This is a genomic window from Streptomyces sp. NPDC002588, from assembly GCF_040295925.1.
Taxonomy (GTDB): Bacteria; Actinomycetota; Actinomycetes; order Streptomycetales; family Streptomycetaceae; genus Streptomyces.
Genome location: NZ_JBEOWF010000001.1, coordinates 321,880 through 344,514, shown reverse-complemented (window position 1 = coordinate 344,514; position 22,635 = coordinate 321,880). Strand labels below are relative to the sequence as shown.

Genomic DNA, 22,635 nt, shown 5'->3' with positions numbered 1-22,635 from the left:
GATCGGTTCGCTGGTTCACTGGTTCACTTGGGAAGTCCGAGCGGTGATCACCGCGGTGTCGACGGCCGTTGTCGGCGTGCCGCCGAAGTAGGCGGCTTCCGCGAGGGCCGCGAACGCCGGGTCGTCCGGCCGCCCCTGAGCGGCCACGACGCCTTCGTGCAGCACCGCCACCTCGTGGCAGACGGACAGGGCCCGGCTGAGCAGCTGCTCCAGGAGGACCACCGTCAGCCCGTCGTGGGTCAGTCCGACGAGGCGGTCGTAGACCTCGTCGACCAGGGCCGGGGCCAGGCCGAGCGCCGGTTCGTCCACGATCAGGACATCCGGCTCGACGATCAGGGCCCGGGCGATGGCGAGCATCTGCTGCTCGCCGCCCGAGAGTCCGGCGGCGGAGGCGGACATCCGGTCGCGCAGCCGCACCGGCAGCCACTCCGTCGTTTCCGCCAGCCGCTCCCGCAGGGCCGCACCGGTGATGCCGGCGGCGTACGCCGCGACCTCGAGGTTCTCCCGCAGGGTCAGCGTCTTGAACAGCGCGCGGCCCTCGGGCGCCAGACTCGTGCGGACGACTCCGGCCGGCTCCCGGTCACCGCGGGCCGGCCGGAGAGTGCCGTGCAGGATGCCGGCCAGCGTGCTCTTGCCCGCGCCGTTGGCACCGGCGACACCCAGCACGGTTCCCTGGCGGACGTCCAGGTCCACGTCCCGCAGGGCGACCACACCGCCGTACGAGTGGCCGATCCCGCGCAGACGGATCATGCTCCGCTCGTTCGCGCGCTCGGGCAGCCGGGCCCGGCCGCCGACCGTCCCCAGGTAGGACGAGCGCACCTTGGGATCGTCGAGAACGGTGTCGGGGGTGCCGTCGCCTATGGTGCGGCCGAAGTCGAACGCGAGGACCCGGTCGGCGACGGAGAAGAGGTCGTCGAGCACATGGTCGATGACCACCACGGCGGTGCCGTCCGCGTGCAGGCGCCTGATGTGCTGGGCCAGCAGCGCCCGTTCACCCGCGTCGAGACCGCCGAACGGCTCGTCCAGGATCAGCAGGCGCGGCTTCTCGGCGATCGCCCGGGCGAGGTCGAGGCGCTTCTGCAGGCCGAACGGCAGCTCCGCGGGGCGGCGGTCCGCCACGTCGGCGAGACCGACGGACCGCAACAGCCCCGCCACGTCGGCCCGGTCCCGGGCCGTTATCCAGCGGCGCGTGCACAACACGTTCTCGGCGACGGTGAGTTCGGAGAACAGCTCCGCGTGCTGGAAGGTACGGCCGATGCCCAGCCGCCGTCGCGCGGTCGCCCTGGCCTTCAGCAGCGGCCGGCCGGCGAAGTCGGCGGTCCCGCTGACCCGGCCGTTTCCGGTCAGCCCCGACAGGGCGTTCAACAGCGTCGTCTTTCCCGCCCCGTTGGGCCCGATGACGGCCAGCACCTCGTCCCGTCGCACGGTCAGCGAGGCATCCTCCAGGGCCTTGAGGCCGCCGTACGCGACGGAGACGTGCTCCAGACGCAGGAGGACGGCACCCCCGGATGCGGATGCGGGCTGTGCCGGCGTGAGGTCCGCCGACGGCTCGGGGGTCGGTACGGGTGCGGCGTCCCGCCGGCCCCGCACACGCCGCAGCAGACTCCGCGCGGGCGCGTCGAGGAAGGGGACGACTCCGCCGGGCAGGAAGAGCAGGATTCCGACCAGCACGATGCCCTGCACCACCGGCTGCTCCAGCCCGACGGCGGACGACAGGGAGGGGCTCCAGGTCAGATAGACGCCGCCGGCCACGGCGCCGAGGATGGTTCCCACCCCGCCGAGCACGCACGCCGCGATCAGCGAGATGCCGAAGGAGAGCGAGAACGGGTCCGGGCTGACGAATCCGGTGATCAGCCCGAGCAGCACGCCCGCGAAGCTCGTGCACGCGCCGCTCACCGCGAACGACAGCGACGACTGGGCCTCCGGCGCGATACCGACCGTACGGGCCGCCATGGGATGCGACTTGGCGGCCACCAGTCGCATCCGCAGTCCCGAGGCGCGGGCCGGCACGGCCAGGGCCAGGACCACGGCGGCGGCCCCCACCGCGAGGTACTGCGGCTCGGTGCCGCCGCCGAAGAAGGTGCCGAGGCCCAGCGCGCTGCGCAACTGGAGGACGGGAACCCCCTGGTCGCCACCGGTCACGCTGCTCCAGCGGTTGACCAGCTCCAGCGTCACCGTGGTGAAGGCGAGCGTCAGCAGGGCGATGTAGAGCACCGAGAACCTGGCGCCCGCGTACCCGAGGAAGGCACCCAGGGCGCCTCCGGCGGCGACGGCCCCGAGGACCACCGCCTCCAGAGTCCAGCCGTGGCCGCTGCCGTACGCGGCGAAGTAGGCGCCGATCGCGAAGAACGCGGGGTGGCCCACCGACCAGATGCCGGACCAGCCGGCGAGCAGGCCGACCGACAGCACGACGATCGTGTACACGGCCGCCAGCGCCACCGAGTACATCTGGTACGCCGGGATCGCGCCTGCCGCCATGAACGTCATGAGCACCGCGCCGGCGGCCGGCCCCAGGGCGGCCCTGGCCAGGAGGGAACGGTTGAAGACCATGAATGCGACCCCTCAGACCCGCTGGAAGGTGCGGGTGCCGAACATGCCCTGCGGGCGGATCAGCAGCACCAGCACGGTGAACGAGAACACGAACGTGTCCCGGAAGCTCGCGGAGACGTAGTTAGCCGCCAGGTTGTCCAGGACACCGATGGCCAGCCCGCCGACGACCGCGCCGTACATGCTGGTCAGACCGCCCAGGAAGATCCCGGCGAAGGCCCGGAACAGCGGTGCGGTGAGCGCTGTCGGCACCAGCCCGGACCGCGGCGCGTAGAGGCAGGAGGCGAGCGCGGCGAGCCCCAGGCCGAGCGCCCAGGAGATCCGGGCGAGACGCTGCGCGCCCAGACCGACGATCCGGGCCGTCTCGGCCGACTCGGCCGCGGCGCGCATCGCGGAGCCCAGCGTGGTGCGCGAGAACAGATAGCCCACCAGCGCCATGGCCACCGCGGCCACGCCGATCGTCACCAGACTCTGCACCGGCACGGCGGCGCCCGACCAGCGCACCGTCCCGTCGACCAGGCTGGGGAAGGCCTTCGGCTGGTCGCCCCAGACCGAACCGGCCAGGCTCTCGGCCACCAGTGAGACGCCCATGGTCACGACGAGCGCGGAGAACAGCTGACCCTGGCCCAGCGGTCTGATCACCGTCTCGCGCACCAGCAGGCCCGCCGCGACGGTCACCGCGACCGCCGCGAGCAGGCCGAGCACCGTCGCCACACCGCGGTCGTGCAGCGAGACCGCCACATAGAGGCCCAGGGTCGCGAGGGACGCCATCGCGAAGTTCACGACGTCCGTGGCCCGGTAGATGATGACCAGCCCGAGACCGATGAGGCCGTAGACGGCTCCACTGGCCACACCGCTGACCAGGACAAGCAGGAACTGACTCACAGTCCCTCCCTCGGGAAGTTCGGTGAAGTTCGGAGAAGTTGGGAGAAGCTCGGAAGCTCGGAGAAGAGCGCGTTCGCGCCACACCTGCGGGCGGCGCGGTCACATCACGCAAGACGGAGTTAAAGTGAACTCAATTCAGTACGCTAGGCACTGCGGCGCCGGGCGGGCAAGACTCGTGCACGGGATTTGTGCCGGGCGTCCGGGTGAGGTCAGCGTCCGAGGGCGGCCGGCCGGGTCCCGGTGAGCGCGGTGCGCGCCGCGGCCAGGCCGAACACCAGCGCCGGGGCGAGGCCGCCCGCGTAGGCGCGCCGGTACAGGCCACCCGCGTCGGCGCCGGCCGCCAGCAGGCCGGGGATCGTGCCACGCCCCTCGGCGGGGACGACGTGGGCCCCGGCGTCGATCAGCAGACCGCCGAAGGTGAAGGTGACGGCCGGGGCGGTCTCGATGACGTAGAAGGGCGGTTCGTCCAGTGGCCGCGAGTCGAGCAGCCGCCCCGGCTCCGTGGTGCCGCCCGCGCCCACGGTCGCGTTGAACTCCTCGATGCGGTCCCGGATCGTGGCGCCGGGGAAGCCCCATTCCTCGGGCATCGATTCGAAGTCCGCCAGACTGTCCGCCACCGCGCTGCGGGCACCCGCGCGATGGCACAGCTGGAACTTGTCGACGCCGGGGATGCCCTCGACGTACGACGCGCTGATCCACTCCCGGTGCACGCGCGCGTCCGCCACCAGCAGGCCGCGGGCGCCGGGCCGTTCCAGCAGGGCCATGGTGGTCAGATGGTCCCCCACGGTCTCGTCGACGAAGCGCTCGCCCGTCGTGTCGAACAGCAGCGCGTGCTCGCTGTAGTAGAGCGCGAGGTCGACGAAGCGCGCAGGGTCGGCCAGGGAGACGCCCGCCGGCATCAGGTGTCCGTAGAACCCCGCGTCCTTCTTGCCGAACGCCCCTCCCGCGGCCCGGCCCAGCGCCAGCCCGTCGCCCCGGCTGTGCGGGTTCGCCCGCAGCCCGACGTGCTCGGCCTGGGGGTGCAGGTGCTCGGCGCGAAGCCGCGGGTCGCCCTGGAAACCGCCGGTGGCGAGCAGCGTCCAGGCGGCCTCGATCCGGCGCGGGGAGCCGTCCGGGAGGAGGCACTCCGCGCCGGTCACCCTGCCGTCCTCCGTCAGGAGGGTACGGGTCCAGGTGCCGGTCAGCACTTCCTGGCCCCGGTCGCGGATCAGCCGCTCGCATGTGTCGAGGTAGTGGTTGGTGTCGACCTGGTGTCCGCGGCCGAAGCCCAGCACCGGTACCGGCGGCCTGCATTCCACGCCGAGCGACCGGATCCACTCCACGCCCTCCGCGAATCCGTCGATCAGGGCCGCGGCCAGCTCCGGTTCGCCGTCCGGGTTGACCCGGCGCAACTCCTCGACGGTCGGGGCGCTCCACACGAAACCGGCGAAGCGGGCGGAACCGCCGGTGCGTTCCGCCTTCTCCACCAGCACCACCGAGCCGCCCTCGGCGGCCACCCGGGCGGCCGCCGAGAGGCCCGCCATGCCGCCGCCTATCACCAGCAGGTCCACTGCGTCCGCACCCATGGCCGGCTCCACCGCCTTCACGTCGTCCAATGGAATCAGAAGCTAATTGAACTCACTTCTGTAGTCGAGGGGTCGGTTGACACGGACTGCGCCCGTACGGTTTCGAGCCTTGCCGGCCGCTCGATCAGTCAGGGACGAGAACCGCCCGGCCCCGTACGGCGCCGGCGCGCAGCCTCTCGATCGCCTCCGGCGCACTCGACAGCGCGAAAGTCTCGGTCTCCACCCGCAGGGCGCCCTCGCGGGCGAGCGCGACGACCCGCTCCAGCTCGGGGAGGGTCCCCCAGAAGGGCAACGAGACCCGCGTCCCCGGCGGGAGCGCGCCGGGCTTGCGGACGGCCACTTCCCCGCCTCCGCTCCCGACGACGGCGAGTTCCCCGCCCGCGCGCAGCACGGCGACCGCGAGCTCCAGGCTGGACGGGCCGCCGACGAAGTCGAGCACGACGTCCGCCCCCGCCCCGTCCGTCCGGCCGCGGAGGACCTCCGCGGTGTCGGGCCGCAGAAGCGTGCCGAAGTGCGCGCCGCACTCCTCGGCGAGGGCGAGCGCCCCCTCCCGCACGTCCACGGCCAGCACCCGCGCGGGCGTCGTGGCCCGCAGGATCCGGACGGCGAGATGCCCCAGCCCGCCCACCCCGAGCACGACCACGTTCGAGCCGTCGGCGAGGGAGCGCGCGGCGGTGTGCACGGCGTGGTGCGCGGTGAGCCCGGCGTCCGTCAGCGGCGCCGCCTGGTCCGCGGCCAGGTCGCCCACCGGTACCAGCAGCCGCCCCGACGGGACGAGCACCACGTCGGCCATCCCGCCGTCGCGTCCGAGTCCCGCTCCCGTGCCGGCCCGGTCCCGGTCGAGGACCGCCCGCCGGTCGCAGTAGTTCTCCGCGCCCGCGCCGCATCTGGCGCACCGCCCGCAGCCCCACGGCCCGTACACCACCACGCGCTCGCCGACCGCCGGCCCCGCGGCCCGCGGGCCGCGCTCCACCACCCGGCCCGCGATCTCGTGACCGAGCGTGAACGGAGTCCGGTAGGGGAGGGCGCCCGGCCGGGCGTCGATGACATGGAGGTCCGAGCGGCACAGTCCGGCCGCCTCCACCTGGACCAGCACTTCCTCGCCCGTCGGCGCGGGCCGGGCCACCTCGGTGAGGACCGGTGGGCCGCCCCAGCGGGTCAGTCGGACCGCTCTCGTCCTGGCTGTTGACATGTGTGGGACGGTAGCAAAAATGAAGTCAGTTCAGTAAGTGTGTTCGGTAGGTCAGGTCGGCAAGTCGGTTCGGTGAGTCGAGTGGGGCGGTGACCCGGCATGGGCGACGAGAAGGACAACGGGCGGGCGGGGCGTTTCGACGGACATGTCGCACTGGTCACCGGCGCCGGTTCCGGCATCGGCGCGGCGGTCGCCCGGCGGTTCGCCGCACAGGGCGCGGAGGTGTTCGCCGCGGACATCGACGGCGCGGCGGTCGCGGCCGTCGCGAAGGAACTGCCCGGCGCGCACGCGCTGACCGTGGATGTCGCGGACCCCGCCCAGGTCGACCGGGCCTTCGACGAGGCCGTGCGGGTACGCGGGCGGCTGGACGTGGTGGTGCACGCGGCCGGGGTCGACGACCCCACGGCCAAGGAGTGGATCGCCGGGGCGGTGCTCGCCGGCCGGCCGGTCGAGGTGACCGGAAGGCTGGGGGACGACGCCTGGCGGCGGGTCCTGCGAGTCAATCTCGACGGCACCTTCCACGTCCTGCGTGCCGCCCTGCGGGTCATGGTTCCCCGTCGTCGGGGCGCCGTCGTCACCGTCGGCTCCTCCTCGGCCTTCGACACCCTGGCCGGTTATCCGCACTACGCGGCGTCGAAGGCGGGGGTGCACGCGCTGAGCCAGGCCGTCGCCAAGGAGGCGATCGCGTTCGGCGTCCGCGTCAACACCGTGGCGCCCGGGCCGACGGAGACGGGCATGGCGGCACGGACGCCCGCGGCGCTGCGGCAGGGGTTCGCCGGTCCGGGGGCACGTCCGTACGCCACACCGGAGGAGATCGCCGACATCGCTCTGTTCCTGGCGAGTGACGAGGCGGCGAATCTGGTGGGGGCGGTGCTGCTCGCGAACGGCGGGCGGTTCACAGTGTGAGGGAGATGCGAATGTTCCGGCTCGACGCCGATCCCGCGCTGCTGCTGGAGACCGAGGAGCAGCGCCAACTACGAGCGGTTCTGAGGGACCTGCTCGCCGAGACATGCGGGCCCGAGGAGGTCCGCGAGCAGGCCGGGAGCCCGCGCGGCCACGACCGGACGCTCTGGGACCGGCTCGCCGCCGAGATCGGCGTGCACGGGCTCGACCTGCCCGAGGAGTACGGCGGGGCCGGATACACCTTCGCCGAACTCGCCGTCGCGCTGGAGGAGACGGGGCGCGCGCTGTGCCCCGCCCCGCTGCTGCCGACCGTCGTACTGGCGGGGCGGACCCTGCTGGGCAGCGGCGACCGGGGGGCCTGCGAGCGCTGGCTGCCCGGTATCGCCTCCGGCGCGCTCACGGCCACCGTCGCCGGGTTCGCGCACCGGGCGGAGGTGACGGCCGAGCGCGGTCCGGACGGCTGGGTGCTGCGGGGCGAGGCCGACTTCGTGCCGGACGGCGCGGGTGCCGGTCTGCTGCTGGTCGCGGCCCGGGCGCCGGACGGGGAGCGGTTGTTCGCCTGCGCGCCGGACGACGCGACCTGCGACCGCGCGGACCGCCGTGTCCTCGACCCGACCCGCCGGCAAGCGCTCGTCCGCTTCAGGGGCGCCGCGGCCGAGCCGGTCGGCGAGGCCGGGCAGGCACCGGTCGTCGTCGCCGCCGTACTCGACGCCGGGCGGGCGGCGCTGGCCGCCGAGCACGTCGGCGGCAGCGCGCACGCCCTGGACGCGACCCTGGAGTATGTTTCTCACCGAACTCAGTTCGGTCGCCCCATCGGGTCGTTCCAGGCGGTGAAGCACCGGCTGGCCGACCTGCTCGTCGAGCTCGAGGGGGCCCGATCGGCTTCGGCGTACGCGAGCGTCTGCCTGGCCGCGGAAACGCCGGACCTGCCGGTCGCCGCGAGCGCCGCGGCCGTCGCGTGCACCGCCGCCTACCGTCTGGCCACCGCGGAATACGTCCAGCTCCATGGCGGAATCGGCTTCACCTGGGAACATCCGGCCCACCTCTACCTGCGTCGGGCGCGGGCGGACGAGGCGCTCTTCGGCACGGGCGACGACCACCGCCTGCGCCTGGCCCGTCTGCTCGGCCTCTCCGGCTGACCGCTTCCCGGCCACCGCTTCCCCGCAACTGCCGCCCGATCCATTGACAGGGGCAACCACCGCCCGCAGAATCGTACTGAATTCAGTTCAGGTTGAAGGAGTTCTCATGGCAGTCGAAGACGAGATCCAGTTCGAGCGGGACGGTCATGTCGCGCGGGTCTGGCTGAACCGCCCGCACAAGAAGAACTGCGTGACCGTGGCGATCCTCGACCGGCTGGACGAGATCATCACCGAGGTCGACGCGGACCCCGAGCTCCGCGTGCTGATCCTGCGCGGACGCGGCAACACCTTCTGCTCCGGGTTCGACCTGGACAGCCTCCAGGCCGAGTTCGTCGGCAGGTCCAACGCCATCGACGTCGCCGTGCTCTCGGCGAAGGTCTGCGACCGGCTCTACTCGATGAAGACCCCGTCGATCGCCGTCCTCGAGGGCCACGTCACCGCGGGCGGCTTCGAGCTGATGATCTCCTGCGACTTCGCGATCGCCGCGGACGACGCCCTGATCGGCGACTTCCACATCCGCCGCGCCCTGTTCGGCGGGGCCGGGCCGATCTACCGCGTCCCGCGCATGATCGGCGTCCGCAAGACCAAGGAGCTGATGCTCACCGGCAAGCTGCTGACCGGCGTCGAGGCCGCCGACTTCGGCCTCATCAATTCCTCGGCGCCCGCCGACAAACTCGACGCCACCGTCGAGGAGTTCGCCGACCAGCTCGTCGACAAGAGCCCGTTCACCATGTGGATCACCAAGATGACCATCGACCGGAGCCTCGACGCCGACATCCAGTCGCTGATGGTCATGGAGCACCTCGCGGTCGGCGTGATGCTGAACTCCGAGGACGCGGCGGAGGGCGTCGCGGCGTTCCTGGAGAAGCGGGAGCCGCAGTGGAAGGGCCGCTGAGCGCCACGGCGGAGACCGGGAGCCCGCTGCGCGGCTCCCGGTGCGCCGACTGCGCGGTGGCCACCTATCCCGCCGGCCCGGCGTGCCCGCGCTGCGGGGGACCGGCCGAACCGGTCGTGCTCTCCGGTACGGGCACGCTGTGGACCTGGACCGTGCAGCGATACGCGCCCAAGTCACCGCCGTACGTCCCGCCCACCGCCGGATTCACGCCGTTCACCGTCGGATACGTCGAACTGCCGGAAGGCGTACGCGTGCTGGCGGCCCTCGACGTCCGGCCCGAGGACGTGGAGATCGGCATGCCGCTCACCGTCACGTCGGGGAACGGTGTGCCGAGGGCGAGGGGAGCCGCCGTATGAGCGGCGAGGACGTACTCGTCTGCGGCGTCGGCATCACCTCCTTCGCCCGGACCGACGCGAGCGGCCGGCAACTCGCAGTACAAGCCGTGCGGGCCGCCCTCGCCGACGCCGGACTGCCGTGGTCGCGGGTACGGGCCGCGTACGGCGGCAGCGACGCCGCCGGCAACGCCGACACCCTGGTCGCCGAACTCGGCCTGACGGGTGTGCCGTTCATCAACGTGCGCAACGGCTGCGCGACCGGTGGCAGCGCGCTGGTGTCGGCCGTCGGCGCGATCCGGTCCGGGGCGGCGGACGTGGCCCTCGCCGTCGGCTTCGACAAGCACCCGCGCGGTGCCTTCGACCCGCGCCCCGCCGACTGGGGGCTCGACGAGGCCTACGGCCGCGACGGGCTCATGGTCACCACGCAGTTCTTCGCCATGAAGATCCAGCGGTACATGCACGAGCACGGCATCAGCCCGCGCACGCTCGCCCAGGTCGCCGAGAAGGCCTACGCGAACGGAGTGCTCACCCCCCACGCCTGGCGCCGCAAACCGCTCGACGCGGCCGAGATCCTGGCATCCGGCATGGTCAACGACCCCCTGACCCGGTACATGTTCTGCTCTCCGGGCCAGGGCGCGGTGGCCCTGGTCCTGTGCAGCCGGGCGGTGGCCCGCGAACTCGGCGGGACGCCGGTCGCACTGCGGGCGGCCGTCGTACGGACCCGGCGGTTCGGTTCCTTCGAGGTGTTCAGCCCCTGGGCGCCGCCCGGGACGCCGACGAGCGTGAGCGCGGACGCCGCGCGGCACGCCTTCGAGGAAGCCGGACTGGGGCCCGGCGACATCGACCTGTGCCAGCTGCAGGACACCGAGAGCGGCGCGGAGGTGATGCACATGGCCGAGTGCGGGTTCTGCGAACACGGCGAACAGGAGTCGCTGATCCCGTCCGGGGCGACCGGAATCGGCGGCTCGCTGCCGGTCAACACCGACGGCGGCTGCATCGCCAACGGTGAGCCCGTCGGAGCCTCGGGTCTGCGTCAAGTCCACGAAGTCGTACAGCAGTTGCGTGGCCGGGCGGGTGAGCGTCAGGTGCCGGGCGAGCCGGCCGCCGGCTTCACCCATGTGTACGGGGCGCCGGGCGTCAGCGCCTGCACCGTGCTGACCCGCTGAGCCGGCCGCGCCCGAGTTGGAGGCACCATGAGCGGCATTCCCGAGCCCGCCGAGTTCCGCGCCGAGGCCCGCGACTGGCTGGCCGGCGTGGCGAAAGAGCGTGCCGCGGACCAGGAATGGGGCCGCGGCGACGACTCGGTGGCCGTCTTCGAGAACTGGACCGAGACCGAGGAACGCGCACACACCGAGCGCATCAGGGACTGGGAACGCACCCGGTACGACCAGGGCTGGGGCGCGCTCGGCTGGCCGCCCGAGTACGGGGGGCGTGAACTGCCCTCGTACTACGAGCAGTTGTACCGCGCCGAAGAGGCCGCCTTCGACGTGCCACGGCGCACCGAGGTCTTCCCGGTCACTCAGCAGCTCGTCGCCCCCGCCGTCCGTATCTGGGGAACCGAGGAGCAGAAGCTCCGCTGGCTGCGCCCCATGCTCCGCACCGACGAACTCGCCTGCCAGCTGTTCTCCGAGACCGAGGCGGGCTCCGACCTCGCCGCCGTCCGCACCCCAGCGGTACGGGAGGACGACGGCTGGCGCCTGCGCGGCCACAAGGTCTGGACGTCCGGCGCCCGCGTCGCCACCTGGGGCGTCGCCGTCTGCCGCACCGACCCGGAAGCCCCCAGGCACGCGGGCATCACCGTCTTCCTGGTCCGCATGGACGCGCCGGGCGTGACCGTACGGCCCATCAGGCAGATGACCGGCGGCTCCAGCTTCAACGAGGTCTATCTGGACGACGTCCTCGTACCGGACACCGACCGGCTCGGGCCCGTCGGCGACGGCTGGCGGGTGACCCTCACCGTGCTCGCCGCAGAACGCCTGGACTCCGGAGGCCTGGGCCTGGACAACGCCGAGCGCGCCCTCGACCTCGCCCGGCGGCTGCCCCGCCCGCTCACCGGCGCGGAGCAACAGCAGGCGGCCGAGCTGTACGTCCGCGCCCTCGTCCAGCGGCTGATCGGACTGCGCGTGACGGCGGCCCTGGCGGCCGGCCGCGAGCCGGGCGCCGAGGCCTCGGTCGGCAAGCTCCACGCCACGGCCACCATGCGCGCCACCACCGACCTCGTGCAGCAGCTTCTCGGGCCGCGCCTGGCCGCCGACACGGGGGAGTGGGGCACGTTCGCCTGGACCGAGCACCTGCTCGGCGCCCCCGGCTACCGCATCGCCGGAGGCAGCGACGAGATCCAGCACAACATCCTCGCGGAGCGCGTGCTCCGGCTGCCCAAGGAACCGAAAGGAGCAGCGAGTTGAGTACGACGACCGAGACGGGAGAACTCACGCGCCGGGTCCGGGAACGGCTCGCCGGGCGACATCCCGGCGAACCCGTCGGTGACCTGCGCACTCTGCCCGGCGGTCATTCGGGCCTCACCTACTCGATCACGGCGGGCCAAGTCTCGTACGTCGTCAAGGCGGTGCCGCCGGGGCAGCGCCCCATCGGCCGCAACGACGTGCTCCGCCAGGCCCGGGTTCTGCGCGCGCTCACCGGCTCACCCGTGCCGGTGCCGGGCCTCGTCACCGTGGACGAAGACGAACCGGCCTGGTTCGCCATGGAGTTCGTGGACGGCGAGGCGATCGAGCCGGTCCTCGACGAGCACCGTCTCGATCCCGTGCTGTGCCGGACCCGGATGCTGGCCCTGGCCGGCGTGCTCCGGGATCTCCATGGGGCGGCGGCAGAGCCCGCCGAACCCCTCGATCCGGCGGGGGAGCTGGACCGATGGACCCGCACCATGCGGGCCGTGCCGACCGAACTCCGCCCCGGGGCCGAGGACCTGCTGAGCGCCCTCGCCGCAGGCCTCCCCGCCAGTGTGCCCCCCACCCTCACCCACGGCGACTTCCGCCTCGGCAACGTCCTCTGCCAGGGCGAGCGGCCGGCCGCCGTCGTCGACTGGGAGATCTGGGCGTACGGCGATCCGCGCATCGACCTCGCGTGGTTCCTCCTCTTCGCCGACCACCGCAACTTCCCCCGGCTGGGCCGTGCCGTCCCCGGCCTGCCCGCCGAGGAGGAACTGCTCGCCGCCTACCTCGACGGGCGGCCCGAACCCCCCGCACTCGACTGGTTCCGCGCACTGGCCCGCACCAAGATGGCCGCGATCATGGGCCACAACCTGCGCCGCCACCGCGAGGGCAGGCATCACGACCCCGACCAGGAGCGGCTGCCGCCGACCATCGCGGCGATGATCCGCACGGCAGGCGACATTCTCGCCCGACGGCCCTGACGGCACTGAAGGAGCGCCACCATGGATTTCGGACTCTCCCCGAGGGCCGACGAACTCCGCACGCGGATGGCCGCGTTCATGGAGGAGTACGTCCTGCCCGCCGAGCCCGTCTACGACCGGCAGCTCGCCGAAGCCGAGAACTCCCACGAACTGCCTCCGGTCCTGCGCGAGTTGAAGGAGAAGGCGCGCGCCGAAGGCCTGTGGAACCTGTTCCTCGCGCACGGCGACCTGGGCGCCGGCCTCACCAACCTCGAATATGCTCCGCTCGCCGAACTGGCCGGACGGTCCGTCTTCGGCCCCGAGGTGTTCAACTGCTCGGCCCCCGACACCGGCAACATGGAACTGCTCGCCCTCTTCGGCACACCGGATCAGCAGGACCGCTGGCTGCGGCCGCTGCTGTCCGCCGAGATCCGCTCGTGCTTCGCCATGACCGAGCCCGAGGTGGCCAGTTCCGACGCCCGCAACATCCGTACCCGGATCACCCGGGACGGCGACGAGTACGTCGTCAACGGTCACAAGTGGTACACGTCGGGGATCCTCGACCCCGACTGCAGGCTGATCATCCTGATGGGCGTCACCGATCCGGAGGCGCCCGCCTACCGGCAGCAGAGCATGCTGCTCGTCCCCCGCGACACACCCGGCATCACGGTCCTGCGCGACCTGCCGATGTTCGGCTACACCGACCGCTGCGGACACGGTGACGTGCTCTTCGAGGACGTCCGCGTGCCGGTCTCCGCGCTGCTCGGCGGCGAGGGAGAGGGATTCGCCCTGGCCCAGGGGCGCTTGGGACCCGGACGTATGCACTACGCCATGCGCGCGGTCGGATTCGCCGAACGGGCCCTTGAGCTGATGTGCCGTCGGACCCTGACCCGTACCGCGTTCGGAGGACCGCTCGCCGAACAGGGCGTCGTCCGTGAGTGGATCGCCCGCAGTCGGATCGAGATCGAGCAACTGCGGCTGCTGGTCCTGAAGTCGGCCTGGCTGATGGACACCTCGGGCAACGCGGCCGCCCGTACCGAAGTCGCCGCGATCAAGGTGGCCGCGCTGGAGGTGGCCCACCGGGTGGTCGACCGGGCGGTCCAGGCGCACGGCGCCGCGGGCGTCAGCGACGACACCGTACTGGCGCGGCTGTACGCGATCACCCGGGCGCTGCGGATCGCGGACGGCCCCGACGAGGTGCATCTGCGGACGGTGGCGCGGCGCGAACTCGCCAAGTACCCGGAGGTGTCGGCGTGAACGGACAGGTGCTGGACGGACGGGTCGCCGTCGTGACCGGCGGCTCGCGGGGCATCGGCCTCGGCATAGCCAGGGCGTACCGGGAGGCGGGCGCCCATGTGGTGATCGCCGCCCGTAAGCCGGACGGACTCACCGCCGCCCGCGAGGAGTTGCTGCGCGTCAAGGGCGACGGCGAGGTCCACGAAGTGGTCGCCCACGCGGGGGAGCCACAAGACGCCGAGCGGTGTGTCGCGGAGACCATGGCCCGGTTCGGCCGGCTCGACGTCCTGGTCAACAACGCCGCCACCAACCCCTACATGGGCCCGCTCCTCGACCTCGACCCGCCGCGCGCGCAGAAGACGGTCCAGGTCAACCAGTACGGCATGATCGTCTGGACGCGGTACGCCTGGCGGGCGTGGATGCGGGAACACGGGGGAGCCGTCGTGAACATCGCCTCCGTCGGCGGGCTGGTCGTCGATCCGAACATCGGCTGGTACAACGCCACGAAGGCGGCCATGCTCCACATGACCCGGCAACTCGCGTACGAACTCGGGCCGCACGCAAGGGTGAACGCCATCGCGCCCGGTCTGATCAAGACCGAACTCGCCAGGGCCGTGTGGGAGCCGAGGGAGCCGATCCTCACCGCGAAGCTCCCGCTGCGCAGGCTGGGCACGGTGGAGGACGTGGCGCACGCGGCGGTGTTCCTGGCGTCCGAGGCCTCCTCGTGGATGACCGGTCAGACGCTCGTCCTGGACGGCGGGGCGACCGCGCTGCCGATCGGGGTGGACGGATGAGCGCCCCGGTCGCGGATCTGTTCTCGCTGCGGGACAGGGTCGCCGTGGTCACCGGGGCCTCGTCCGGTCTCGGCGCCCGGTTCGTCACCGTCCTCGCCGCCGCCGGGGCCACGGTGTTCGCGGCGGCCCGTAGAGCGGACCGGCTGAAGGAACTGGCCGACGGCGACCCGCGCGTCCATCCGGTCGTGTGCGACGTCTCCCGGGAGGAGGACCGGGTGGGGCTGGTCGAGACCGTGGTGGAGCACGGCGGAGGCTTCGACGTGCTGGTCAACAACGCCGGGGCGCCCGGAGCCGTCCGGGCGCAGGACGAGAGCCCGGGTGACTTCGCGGACGTCCTGGCCGTGAACCTGGTGGCGCCCTTCCACCTCGCCCGGCTGCTGGCCGAGACACCGTCCGGTCATGACCGGACGAGATCGGTGGTGAACGTGTCGTCCGTGCTCGGGCTGGTGTCCGGCGCCCCGCTCGGGGGCGCGGCCTACGCCGCCTCCAAGGCCGGGCTCGTCGGGCTGACCCGTGAGCTGGCCGGACAGTGGGGGAGGAGCGGGGTGCGGGTCAACGCCCTCGCCCCCGGGTGGTTCCGCTCCGAGATGACCGACGGACTCTTCGCCGACGAGCGCTCACGGCGCTGGGTGGAGCGCGGCACGATGCTCGGCCGGGGCGGCCGTCCGGACGAGCTGGACGGAGCACTGCTCTACCTGGCCGCGGACGCCTCCTCGTACTGCACGGGCCAGGTGCTCACCGTGGACGGCGGATGGACGGCGCGATGAGGGTCACGGTCGAGGCCGACGGCGACGGCGTCGCCCACGTCGAGCTGTGCCGGGGATCGGGCAACGCGATCGACCTCGCGACGGCCCGGGAGCTGCTGGACGCGGCGCGGGAGTGCGAGCGGGCCGGGGCGCGGGCCGTACTGCTGACCGGGCGGGGGCCGTCCTTCTGCGTGGGCGGTGACCTGAAGGAGTTCGGCGGGCTCTCCGGGGAGTGGCTCGCCGGGCATCTGACCGAGGTCACCGACGCACTGCACGGAGCGCTGAAGATCTTCGCCGGTCTCGACGCGCCGCTCGTGGCCGCCGTGCAGGGCGCGGTGGCGGGGGCCGGACTGGGGCTCGCCATGGCCGCCGACCTCGGCTTCGCCGCCGAGGACGCCGGCTTCACGGCGGCGTACACCGGGATCGGGTACTCGCCGGACGCCGGCGTGAGCTGGCTGCTGCCCCGCCTGGCCGGCCCCAAGCGGGCGCTGGACCTGCTCCTCACCAACCGCCGGGTGACCGCCGCCGAGGCGCTGGAGATCGGGCTCGTGAGCAGGGTCGTGCCGCCGCCGAGGCTCCGGGAGGAGGCCGCGGGGGCCGCGAGGGCGCTGGCGCGCGGGGCGACCGGGGCGTACGGGGCGACCCGGCGGCTGGTCGCCGCGGCGATGTCGGCAGGGCTGCACGAACAGCTCGACGCCGAGGCCCGTCGGCTGGCCGAGGCCGCGGTGTCCGCGGAGGGGCGGGAGGGCGTGGCCGCGTTCCTCGCCGGACGGAGACCCGAGTTCTTCGCGCACCGACGGCCCGAGTCGGTCACTCGCCGACCTCCCGACCTCCGGCAGGCGGCCCGGCCGTGAACCGCGAGGCCGCGCGGGCGGCCCCTGGATTCGGAGCCGACCTGAACTTGGGTCTACTCTCGGACGACCGGCCGGTGATCGGAACCGGCCGTGGAGCAGAGGGAGCGGCGATGGCAAGGGCGCGGATCGTGGATCCGGAGGAGGGGCCCAGGTCGAAGCGGGCGGCCATCCTCGTGGCCGCGGTGGAGCGGTTCGGCGAGGACGGCTACGAGAGCACCAAGTGGTCCGAGGTCGCCGACCGGGTCGGCATCGGGCAGACCGCCCTCTACCACTACTTCGAGTCCAAGGCCCACTGCCTGCTCACCATCATGCGCCTGGAGCTCCAGCGGTCCCACGACATGTTCGTCGAGGCCACGGCCGACGAGACGGATCCGGTCGAGGAAGTCCGCGCGGCGGTCCGCTCGGCCTTCGCGGTCTCCGAGCAGGAGATCCGCCAGATGCGCATCCTGCAGGCCAACATGTCCCTGCTGGCGACCCCCCGCAAGTCCAAGCGGGAGGAGACCGAGCGCGTCGCGGCCCGCCAGCTGGTGCAGATGGTCGAGCGGGACTGGACGAACCTCCTGATGCGCGGCATGTCCAGGGGCTCCTTCCCGGTACGCGACGCCCACACCCTCGGCCTGGCCGTACTCGGCATGATCGTGAGCGTCTGGCGCTGGTACCGGCCGACCGGGGCCATCCCGCTTCCGGAGATCAGCGCGATGATCGAGGGATGCGTGGTGCGCATGGTCGCCGAATAGGACGGGCCCCGTCCGGCCTCTTGTCGGGGGCGGGGCGGCCGTCCTAGAGTCAAACTGAACTGAACTCAGGTTACTTAATGATGTCGAGTTCGTGGTGGCGAGGGAGAGCGATCAGCGATGGTGCTTCGCGAATACATGGCCCGGATGGACGGCCAGGACCCGGAGAAGGCCCTGGAGTTGGTGGAACCCGGTTTCCGTTTCCTCATCGCCCTGCCGGGCGGCCGGCGCAGCGGACAGTCGCGCGAGGAGTTCGCCGCGTACATAGCCGGGCGCCAGGCGGTGGACCGTACGCACGAGATCAAGCGGTACGCGGTCGACGGCGACGTCGAGACGGCGTACGGCTTCGTGGTCGAGAAGGGCGTGACCACGGGGGCGTTCCTGTCCGCGGCGCAGGTCTCGCCCCACGGGCTGATGGCCCGTTACCAGTCCTTCTTCACCACCGACTTCGACCTCGTGGACCGGCCGTGACCGCGCCCGCCCCCTCCGCCACCGCCCCGTTCCTCAGCAACTGGTTCGCAATCCTCGACAGCGACGACGCCGACCGGATCCTCGACCTGATCAGCGACGACTTCTCGTTCTCCATCCTGTTCTCCACCGGCGGCGACGGCGCGACCGACTTCCACGGCGGCCGGGCCGAGATGGAGGGCTATCTCGCCCAGCGCGAGGTGGGCGTGCGCACCCACCACCTGCTCACCGCGTCCGCCGCCGGGCCGGACGAACTGTTCCTCGGCGAAGTGCGCCGCTCCGGCGAACCGGAGGCGACCTTCGTGGCGAGCGCCCGGCTCGACGGCACCGGCCGGGTACGGCGGCTGCTCATCGGACGCTCGCCCGCACTGCTGTTCACCTGAGAAGCCCGAGAGCCCGAGAGCCCGAGGAGGGCGCGATGTACAACCTGGTCCTGCTGGCCGCCCGCCCGCCCGAGTGGACGCACGAGCGGTTCATCGACTGGTGGCGCGGCGAACACGCCGAACTCACGTGCAGACTGCCCGGACTGCGGTCCTGGCGGCACACCGACATCGACACGGCCCTCGAACCGCGCTCCGAGGGCTGGGACGGCGTCTCCGTCCTGGGCTTCGACAGCGCCGAGGACCTGCGGAAGGCGCTGGACAGCCCCGAGTGGGCGGCCGCGGTCGCCCAGGTGGGCGACATGCGGGGGCGGCGGATCGCCGTCATGGGCGGCGAGGCGGAGCTGTACGCCGGCTGACGGAGAAGCGCGCCGGCCGATCCACCGGTCGGTCGCGGTGAGGCGAGGAAGAGGCGGATGCGACAGACAGTGCGGGAGTTCCAGGAACGCGCCGAGAGAGCCGACTTCACGGCCGTCGTCGACGACCACGGCCGGCACGGCGCGCGCGAGCTGCTGGAGAGTGCGGCCGGCCTGGCCGACGCCATGACACCGGACGGGACACCCGGCGGGACCGTCCTGCTCCAGGCCGACAACGGCTGGCGCACCGTCGCCGCGACCCTCGCCGTGGGGATGACCGGCGGCGTCCTGGCGCTGGTCAGCCGGCACACCACCCGGGCGGAGTTCGCGGCGGCGCTGGAGGACATCCGCCCCGACGTGGTGATCGCCGAACCGTCGGCGGTCGAGGAGTGGCGGGCGCCCGAGGGCGTGCCGGACGCTCGGAAGGCCGAGGCCCTCGCCGGCTGGACGGTACTCGCCGGCCCCGGCCCGCGAGACGTCTCCCGCTGGTCCGGCGGCTCGCTCATCGGGCTGACCTCCGGTTCCACCGGGCGGCCCAAGGGCGTCGTCCAGTCCGAGAGCGCACTGCGGTACGCGTGCTCGTGCACCGCCGACGTCAACGGCCTGCGCGAGGGCGACGCGGTGGCCGCGATCGTGCCCCTCTCCTCGACCGCCGCGTACTGCTTCGGCGTCTGCATGGCGCTCATGCTCGGCGGCCCGCTCGTCCTGAGCGGCCGGTGGGACCGCGAGGAGGCGCCGGCGCGGATGTCCGCGCACGACGTGCGGTGGACCATGTGCGTGCCCACCATGGCACTGCAGATGGGCTCGGCGGCGGCCGGATCGCGTGTCCTCGAGGGAGTCCGCTCCATCACCGTCGGCGGCGGGCCCATGGACCGCGGCGCCCTCGCCCGCGCCGAACGCTCCCTCGGCACCCGGATCCTGCGGGTCTTCGGCATGTCCGAGTGCCTCGGGCACACCTCGCCGCGGCCCGACGACCCCGAGGAGATCCGCCTCGGCCGCGACGGACGCCCCTTCCCCGGCACCGAGTTGCGCGCGGTCGCCCCCGACGGCACCGTCCTCGGCGCCGGCCGGACGGGCCGGGCCGAGGTCCGCGGGCCCTCCCTCTTCCTGGGCTACGCCCGTGACGGCAAGGTCGAGCCGCCCGCCCTCACCCCGGACGGCTTCTTCCCCACCGGGGACCTGCTGACGACCGGCGACGACGGCACGGTCACCGTCATGGGCCGGGAGAAGGACGTCATCATCCGTGGCGGCCGCAACCTCGACATCACCGAGATCGAACGCGCCGTCGCCGCCCACCCGGGCATCGCCCGGGCCTGTGTGGTACCCCTGCCGGACCCGCTGCTCGGCGAACGGGCCGCCGTGCTCGTGGTCGCCGAGGACGGACACGACCGGCTCGGTCTCCAGGAGCTCACCGAACACCTCGACCGCACCGGCCTCTCCAAGGCCAAGTGGCCCGAATTCGCCTTCTCCGTCGACGAGTTGCCGCAGACGAGGGTGGGCAAGCTCGACCGCTCCGGAGCCCGCAGGCTCGCCCACGAACTGCACGCCCGGCTCGGCTCGGAGCCGGCCCGGCAACCGCACCGGCAAGGAGACACATGAGCACCCCCACGACCCGCACCCCCCGCTTCGACCGCGGCCGGTGGGCGGACGCGGGCGCGGAGACCGTACGACCCGGTGTCCACCGCATCCCGCTCCCGCTGCCGGACGACGGTCTGCGGGCCGTCAACGTCTACGCGCTGGAAGGCCTGGCGGAGGGGCTGGTGCTGATCGACGGCGGGTGGTCGATCCCCGAGTCGCGCAAGGCGCTGGAGGACGCGCTGGGCGACCTCGGCCACGACCTCGGCGCGATCAGCCACGTCCTGGTCACCCACATCCACCGCGACCACTACACCCAGGCCGTCGAGCTGCGCCGGCTGCTCGGCTCGCGGGTCTACCTCGGCTCGGGCGAACGGCGCGGCCTGGAACTGCTCGGCTCGCTGCGCACGACCCAGCCGGCCGGCTCCCTGGAGATCCTGCTGCGGGCCGGCGCGCACGAACTCGCCGAGCGGGTGGCCGCGATGGACCACGGCGATTTCGACCCGAGCGTGTGGGAGGCCCCCGACCGCTGGCTGAACGCGGAGGAACTCCGCTTCGGCGACGCAGAGTTGACGGTGATCCCGACACCGGGGCACACCCGGGGGCATGTCGTGTACCTGGACCGTGCGCGGGGGCTGCTGTTCTCCGGGGACCACGTCCTGCCGCACATCACCCCGTCCATCGGCTTCGAACTGGGTCCGACCGCACTGCCGTTGGGTGACTACCTGGACTCGCTGCGCCTGATGACGACCCTCTCGGACGCCCGGCTGCTGCCCGCGCACGGCCCGGTCGGCGACAGCGTGCACGCCCGGGTCGGCGAGCTGCTCGCCCACCACGACGACCGGCTCGCCGAGACGCTCGCCGTCCTCGGCGACCGTACGCTCGACGCCCACGCGGTGGCGGGGGAGCTGGGCTGGACCCGGCGCAAGCTGCCCTTCGCCGACCTGAACGCCTTCAACCAGATGCTCGCCGTCAACGAGACCGTCGCTCACCTGGACGTGCTGGTGGCCCGCGGCCGGGCCCGGCGCACCCGGTCGGACGGCGGCGTCGACCTCTACGCCGCCACCACCGCCGCCACCGGCTAGCGCGCCGTCCAGCCTCCGTCGACGTACAGCTCCGAGCCGGTCATGAAGCTCGCGTCGTCGGAGGCGAGGAACGCCACCGCCGCCGCGACCTCCTCGGGCGTCCCCAGCCGGCCGAGCGGAGTGCCCTCGAGCATCGCGGTCAACCGGGGCGTGTCGCGCCACAGTTCACGGGAGCGCGGCGTCTCGATGAATCCGGGATGCAGGGAGTTGACCCGCACGCCGCGCTGCGCCCAGTGCAGCGCGGCGTTCTTCGTCATGAGGCGTACCGCCCCCTTGGCGGCGTGGTAGGAGAACTGGGCGCCGAAGCCGCCGACCGTTCCGAAGATCGACGCCACGTTGACCACCGAGCCGCCGCCGGAGCGCTCGATGGCCGCACCGCCGTGCTTCATACCGAGCCAGACGCCGGTCTGAGTGACCCCGATCACCCGCTCCCAGGTCTCCTGGGTCTCCGTCTCGACGGTGTTCATGGCGGCGATCCCGGCGTTGTTCACCAGCACGTTCAGCGCTCCCGGCCCGGCCGTCACCCGCTCCACGACCGCCTGCCACGCCGACTCGTCGGTGACGTCCAGGGCGAGCCCCAGCGCCCCGCCGCCCACCTCCTCGGCGAGCTTCTCGCAGCGCTCCGCGTCGACGTCGGTCACCACCACCGCGGCGCCCTCGGCTGCGAGCCGCCGTACGACGGCGTCGCCGATGCCTCCGGTGGCGCCGGTCACCAGGGCCACCCGGCCGGTCAGCCTGGCCTGCATCACGCCCACCCCGCCCTCAGCCCTTGACCCCGCGCCAGGCCAGCGCGCCGCCGTCGATCACATACGCGGAGCCCGTGATGAACGCCGCGCTGTCCGAGGCCAGGAAGCAGGCGAGCCGGGCCACCTCCTCCGGCCGCCCGAGCCGGTCCACCAACTGCGGGGCGACGAGCTCCCGTTCCATCGCGGCGCGGTCCTCCGCGGAGGCGAAGAAGTCCTGCGCCAGCGGGGTGTCGATCACGCCGGGGCAGAAGCAGTTGCAGCGCACCGGGGCGAGATCGACGGCGGTGACCTTGGTCAGATGGATGACACCGGCCTTGGTGACGCCGTAGGCCGGGCAGTTGGGGAAGCCGACGAGTCCGGAGACGGAGGCCGCGTTGACGATCGCCGGGCCCCGCGGGGAACGGCGCAGGAACGGTGCCGCGAACCTGGTGGTCAGCCAGACCGCCTTGAGATTGACCTCGTAGACGGTGTCCCATACCTCCTCGCTGAGCGAGTCCACGCCGTGGTCCCGGTCCGTGGTCAGCGCGGAGTCGATCACCCCCGCGTTGTTGACCAGCACATCGAGCCCGTCGAAACGGGTCGCCGCCCGCGTCACCATTTCCTCGATGTCGTCACGCACCCGCAGATCGCAGACGATCGCCTCGGCCTTCGCCCCTGCGCCGCGCACCAGTTCGGCCGTCTCGGTCACGGTGACGCCGTTGCGGTCCGAGACGGCCACCGCCGACGCGCCCTGGCGGGCCGCCTCCACGGCGATCGCCCGGCCTATGCCCTGTCCCGCGCCCGTGATGAGTACGGTCTTGCCCTCGAGGGAACCCACCATCGCGTCCACTCCCGTCCGGATGAGCAGTCGG

At 72.8% G+C, this 22,635-nt stretch carries 23 protein-coding genes; 17 read left to right on the top strand and 6 right to left on the bottom strand.

From position 1 onward, the window contains the following. Nucleotides 1–15 precede the first annotated feature (15 nt). The 4 genes from ABT057_RS01600 to ABT057_RS01585 form a co-directional block, all read right to left on the bottom strand. Complete coding sequence (locus ABT057_RS01600; RefSeq protein WP_352340328.1) at nucleotides 16–2,550, bottom strand: ATP-binding cassette domain-containing protein; 2,535 nt, start codon at nucleotides 2,548–2,550, stop codon at nucleotides 16–18. A gap of 12 nt (nucleotides 2,551–2,562) precedes the next feature. After that, nucleotides 2,563–3,432 (bottom strand): branched-chain amino acid ABC transporter permease, encoded by an 870-nt coding sequence (locus ABT057_RS01595; RefSeq protein ID WP_352340326.1) that lies wholly within the window; start codon nucleotides 3,430–3,432, stop codon nucleotides 2,563–2,565. 209 nt (nucleotides 3,433–3,641) lie between these two features. Beyond that, a complete protein-coding gene (locus ABT057_RS01590; RefSeq protein ID WP_352340324.1) occupies nucleotides 3,642–4,997 on the bottom strand; it encodes an FAD-dependent oxidoreductase in 1,356 nt (451 codons plus the stop codon). Nucleotides 4,998–5,121: 124 nt separating this feature from the next. Then, entirely contained in the window at nucleotides 5,122–6,189 is a 1,068-nt protein-coding gene (locus ABT057_RS01585) for an NAD(P)-dependent alcohol dehydrogenase (RefSeq protein WP_352340322.1), read from the bottom strand. Nucleotides 6,190–6,288: 99 nt separating this feature from the next. Between ABT057_RS01585 and ABT057_RS01580 the strand changes: the two genes are divergently transcribed. The 17 genes from ABT057_RS01580 (at nucleotide 6,289) to ABT057_RS01500 (ending at nucleotide 21,038) form a co-directional block, all read left to right on the top strand. Continuing rightward, complete coding sequence (locus ABT057_RS01580) at nucleotides 6,289–7,095, top strand: SDR family NAD(P)-dependent oxidoreductase (RefSeq protein WP_352340320.1); 807 nt, start codon at nucleotides 6,289–6,291, stop codon at nucleotides 7,093–7,095. 11 nt (nucleotides 7,096–7,106) lie between these two features. Further along, entirely contained in the window at nucleotides 7,107–8,231 is a 1,125-nt protein-coding gene (locus tag ABT057_RS01575) for an acyl-CoA dehydrogenase family protein (RefSeq protein ID WP_352340318.1), read from the top strand. A gap of 106 nt (nucleotides 8,232–8,337) precedes the next feature. After that, nucleotides 8,338–9,126, top strand: coding sequence for an enoyl-CoA hydratase/isomerase family protein (locus tag ABT057_RS01570; protein ID WP_352340316.1), 789 nt, complete (start codon nucleotides 8,338–8,340; stop codon nucleotides 9,124–9,126). After that, nucleotides 9,111–9,482 (top strand): Zn-ribbon domain-containing OB-fold protein, encoded by a 372-nt coding sequence (locus ABT057_RS01565; protein WP_352340314.1) that lies wholly within the window; start codon nucleotides 9,111–9,113, stop codon nucleotides 9,480–9,482. Before ABT057_RS01570 ends, ABT057_RS01565 begins: the two co-directional genes overlap by 16 nt. Then, a complete protein-coding gene (locus tag ABT057_RS01560; protein ID WP_352340312.1) occupies nucleotides 9,479–10,627 on the top strand; it encodes a thiolase family protein in 1,149 nt (382 codons plus the stop codon). The genes ABT057_RS01565 and ABT057_RS01560 overlap by 4 nt, the downstream gene beginning before the upstream one ends. Before the next feature lie 27 nt (nucleotides 10,628–10,654). Further along, nucleotides 10,655–11,866 carry an acyl-CoA dehydrogenase family protein gene (locus ABT057_RS01555; RefSeq protein WP_352340310.1) on the top strand — a complete coding sequence of 404 codons (1,212 nt, stop codon included), beginning with the start codon at nucleotides 10,655–10,657 and terminating at the stop codon, nucleotides 11,864–11,866. Further along, nucleotides 11,863–12,831, top strand: coding sequence for a phosphotransferase family protein (locus ABT057_RS01550; protein ID WP_352340308.1), 969 nt, complete (start codon nucleotides 11,863–11,865; stop codon nucleotides 12,829–12,831). Before ABT057_RS01555 ends, ABT057_RS01550 begins: the two co-directional genes overlap by 4 nt. 21 nt (nucleotides 12,832–12,852) lie before the next feature. Then, nucleotides 12,853–14,067, top strand: a complete 1,215-nt coding sequence (locus ABT057_RS01545) for an acyl-CoA dehydrogenase family protein (RefSeq protein WP_352340306.1) — start codon at nucleotides 12,853–12,855, stop codon at nucleotides 14,065–14,067. Further along, nucleotides 14,064–14,840 (top strand): SDR family oxidoreductase, encoded by a 777-nt coding sequence (locus tag ABT057_RS01540; RefSeq protein WP_352340304.1) that lies wholly within the window; start codon nucleotides 14,064–14,066, stop codon nucleotides 14,838–14,840. The genes ABT057_RS01545 and ABT057_RS01540 overlap by 4 nt, the downstream gene beginning before the upstream one ends. Next, nucleotides 14,837–15,607: an SDR family NAD(P)-dependent oxidoreductase gene (locus tag ABT057_RS01535; protein WP_352340302.1), complete on the top strand. Its 771-nt coding sequence runs from the start codon at nucleotides 14,837–14,839 to the stop codon at nucleotides 15,605–15,607. Before ABT057_RS01540 ends, ABT057_RS01535 begins: the two co-directional genes overlap by 4 nt. Further along, entirely contained in the window at nucleotides 15,604–16,440 is an 837-nt protein-coding gene (locus tag ABT057_RS01530; protein WP_352340300.1) for an enoyl-CoA hydratase/isomerase family protein, read from the top strand. The genes ABT057_RS01535 and ABT057_RS01530 overlap by 4 nt, the downstream gene beginning before the upstream one ends. 110 nt (nucleotides 16,441–16,550) lie before the next feature. Then, nucleotides 16,551–17,177: a TetR/AcrR family transcriptional regulator gene (locus tag ABT057_RS01525; protein ID WP_352340298.1), complete on the top strand. Its 627-nt coding sequence runs from the start codon at nucleotides 16,551–16,553 to the stop codon at nucleotides 17,175–17,177. A 117-nt stretch (nucleotides 17,178–17,294) separates the two neighbouring features. Further along, a complete protein-coding gene (locus tag ABT057_RS01520) occupies nucleotides 17,295–17,645 on the top strand; it encodes a nuclear transport factor 2 family protein (RefSeq protein ID WP_352340296.1) in 351 nt (116 codons plus the stop codon). Beyond that, entirely contained in the window at nucleotides 17,642–18,025 is a 384-nt protein-coding gene (locus ABT057_RS01515; protein WP_352340294.1) for a hypothetical protein, read from the top strand. Before ABT057_RS01520 ends, ABT057_RS01515 begins: the two co-directional genes overlap by 4 nt. Before the next feature lie 35 nt (nucleotides 18,026–18,060). Continuing rightward, nucleotides 18,061–18,381, top strand: a complete 321-nt coding sequence (locus tag ABT057_RS01510) for an EthD family reductase (protein ID WP_352340292.1) — start codon at nucleotides 18,061–18,063, stop codon at nucleotides 18,379–18,381. A 57-nt stretch (nucleotides 18,382–18,438) separates the two neighbouring features. Continuing rightward, nucleotides 18,439–19,977 carry a class I adenylate-forming enzyme family protein gene (locus ABT057_RS01505; protein ID WP_352340290.1) on the top strand — a complete coding sequence of 513 codons (1,539 nt, stop codon included), beginning with the start codon at nucleotides 18,439–18,441 and terminating at the stop codon, nucleotides 19,975–19,977. Then, nucleotides 19,974–21,038, top strand: a complete 1,065-nt coding sequence (locus ABT057_RS01500) for an MBL fold metallo-hydrolase (RefSeq protein WP_352340288.1) — start codon at nucleotides 19,974–19,976, stop codon at nucleotides 21,036–21,038. Before ABT057_RS01505 ends, ABT057_RS01500 begins: the two co-directional genes overlap by 4 nt. Here ABT057_RS01500 and ABT057_RS01495 read toward each other — a convergent pair. Continuing rightward, a complete protein-coding gene (locus ABT057_RS01495; protein WP_352340286.1) occupies nucleotides 21,035–21,784 on the bottom strand; it encodes an SDR family NAD(P)-dependent oxidoreductase in 750 nt (249 codons plus the stop codon). The genes ABT057_RS01500 and ABT057_RS01495 overlap by 4 nt on opposite strands. A 16-nt stretch (nucleotides 21,785–21,800) precedes the next feature. Further along, nucleotides 21,801–22,604, bottom strand: coding sequence for an SDR family NAD(P)-dependent oxidoreductase (locus tag ABT057_RS01490; protein WP_352340284.1), 804 nt, complete (start codon nucleotides 22,602–22,604; stop codon nucleotides 21,801–21,803). Nucleotides 22,605–22,635: the final 31 nt, after the last annotated feature.

Coding starts and splice junctions, on each gene's coding strand:
- ABT057_RS01535 (WP_352340302.1), top strand. CDS start 14,837: ATGAGCGCCCCGGTCGCGGATCTGTTCTCGCTGCGGGACAGGGTCGCC.
- ABT057_RS01600 (WP_352340328.1), bottom strand. CDS start 2,550: ATGGTCTTCAACCGTTCCCTCCTGGCCAGGGCCGCCCTGGGGCCGGCC.
- ABT057_RS01505 (WP_352340290.1), top strand. CDS start 18,439: ATGCGACAGACAGTGCGGGAGTTCCAGGAACGCGCCGAGAGAGCCGAC.
- ABT057_RS01560 (WP_352340312.1), top strand. CDS start 9,479: ATGAGCGGCGAGGACGTACTCGTCTGCGGCGTCGGCATCACCTCCTTC.
- ABT057_RS01555 (WP_352340310.1), top strand. CDS start 10,655: ATGAGCGGCATTCCCGAGCCCGCCGAGTTCCGCGCCGAGGCCCGCGAC.
- ABT057_RS01575 (WP_352340318.1), top strand. CDS start 7,107: ATGTTCCGGCTCGACGCCGATCCCGCGCTGCTGCTGGAGACCGAGGAG.
- ABT057_RS01520 (WP_352340296.1), top strand. CDS start 17,295: ATGGTGCTTCGCGAATACATGGCCCGGATGGACGGCCAGGACCCGGAG.
- ABT057_RS01500 (WP_352340288.1), top strand. CDS start 19,974: ATGAGCACCCCCACGACCCGCACCCCCCGCTTCGACCGCGGCCGGTGG.
- ABT057_RS01510 (WP_352340292.1), top strand. CDS start 18,061: ATGTACAACCTGGTCCTGCTGGCCGCCCGCCCGCCCGAGTGGACGCAC.
- ABT057_RS01590 (WP_352340324.1), bottom strand. CDS start 4,997: ATGGGTGCGGACGCAGTGGACCTGCTGGTGATAGGCGGCGGCATGGCG.
- ABT057_RS01525 (WP_352340298.1), top strand. CDS start 16,551: ATGGCAAGGGCGCGGATCGTGGATCCGGAGGAGGGGCCCAGGTCGAAG.
- ABT057_RS01545 (WP_352340306.1), top strand. CDS start 12,853: ATGGATTTCGGACTCTCCCCGAGGGCCGACGAACTCCGCACGCGGATG.
- ABT057_RS01580 (WP_352340320.1), top strand. CDS start 6,289: ATGGGCGACGAGAAGGACAACGGGCGGGCGGGGCGTTTCGACGGACAT.
- ABT057_RS01570 (WP_352340316.1), top strand. CDS start 8,338: ATGGCAGTCGAAGACGAGATCCAGTTCGAGCGGGACGGTCATGTCGCG.
- ABT057_RS01585 (WP_352340322.1), bottom strand. CDS start 6,189: ATGTCAACAGCCAGGACGAGAGCGGTCCGACTGACCCGCTGGGGCGGC.
- ABT057_RS01490 (WP_352340284.1), bottom strand. CDS start 22,604: ATGGTGGGTTCCCTCGAGGGCAAGACCGTACTCATCACGGGCGCGGGA.
- ABT057_RS01530 (WP_352340300.1), top strand. CDS start 15,604: ATGAGGGTCACGGTCGAGGCCGACGGCGACGGCGTCGCCCACGTCGAG.
- ABT057_RS01495 (WP_352340286.1), bottom strand. CDS start 21,784: ATGCAGGCCAGGCTGACCGGCCGGGTGGCCCTGGTGACCGGCGCCACC.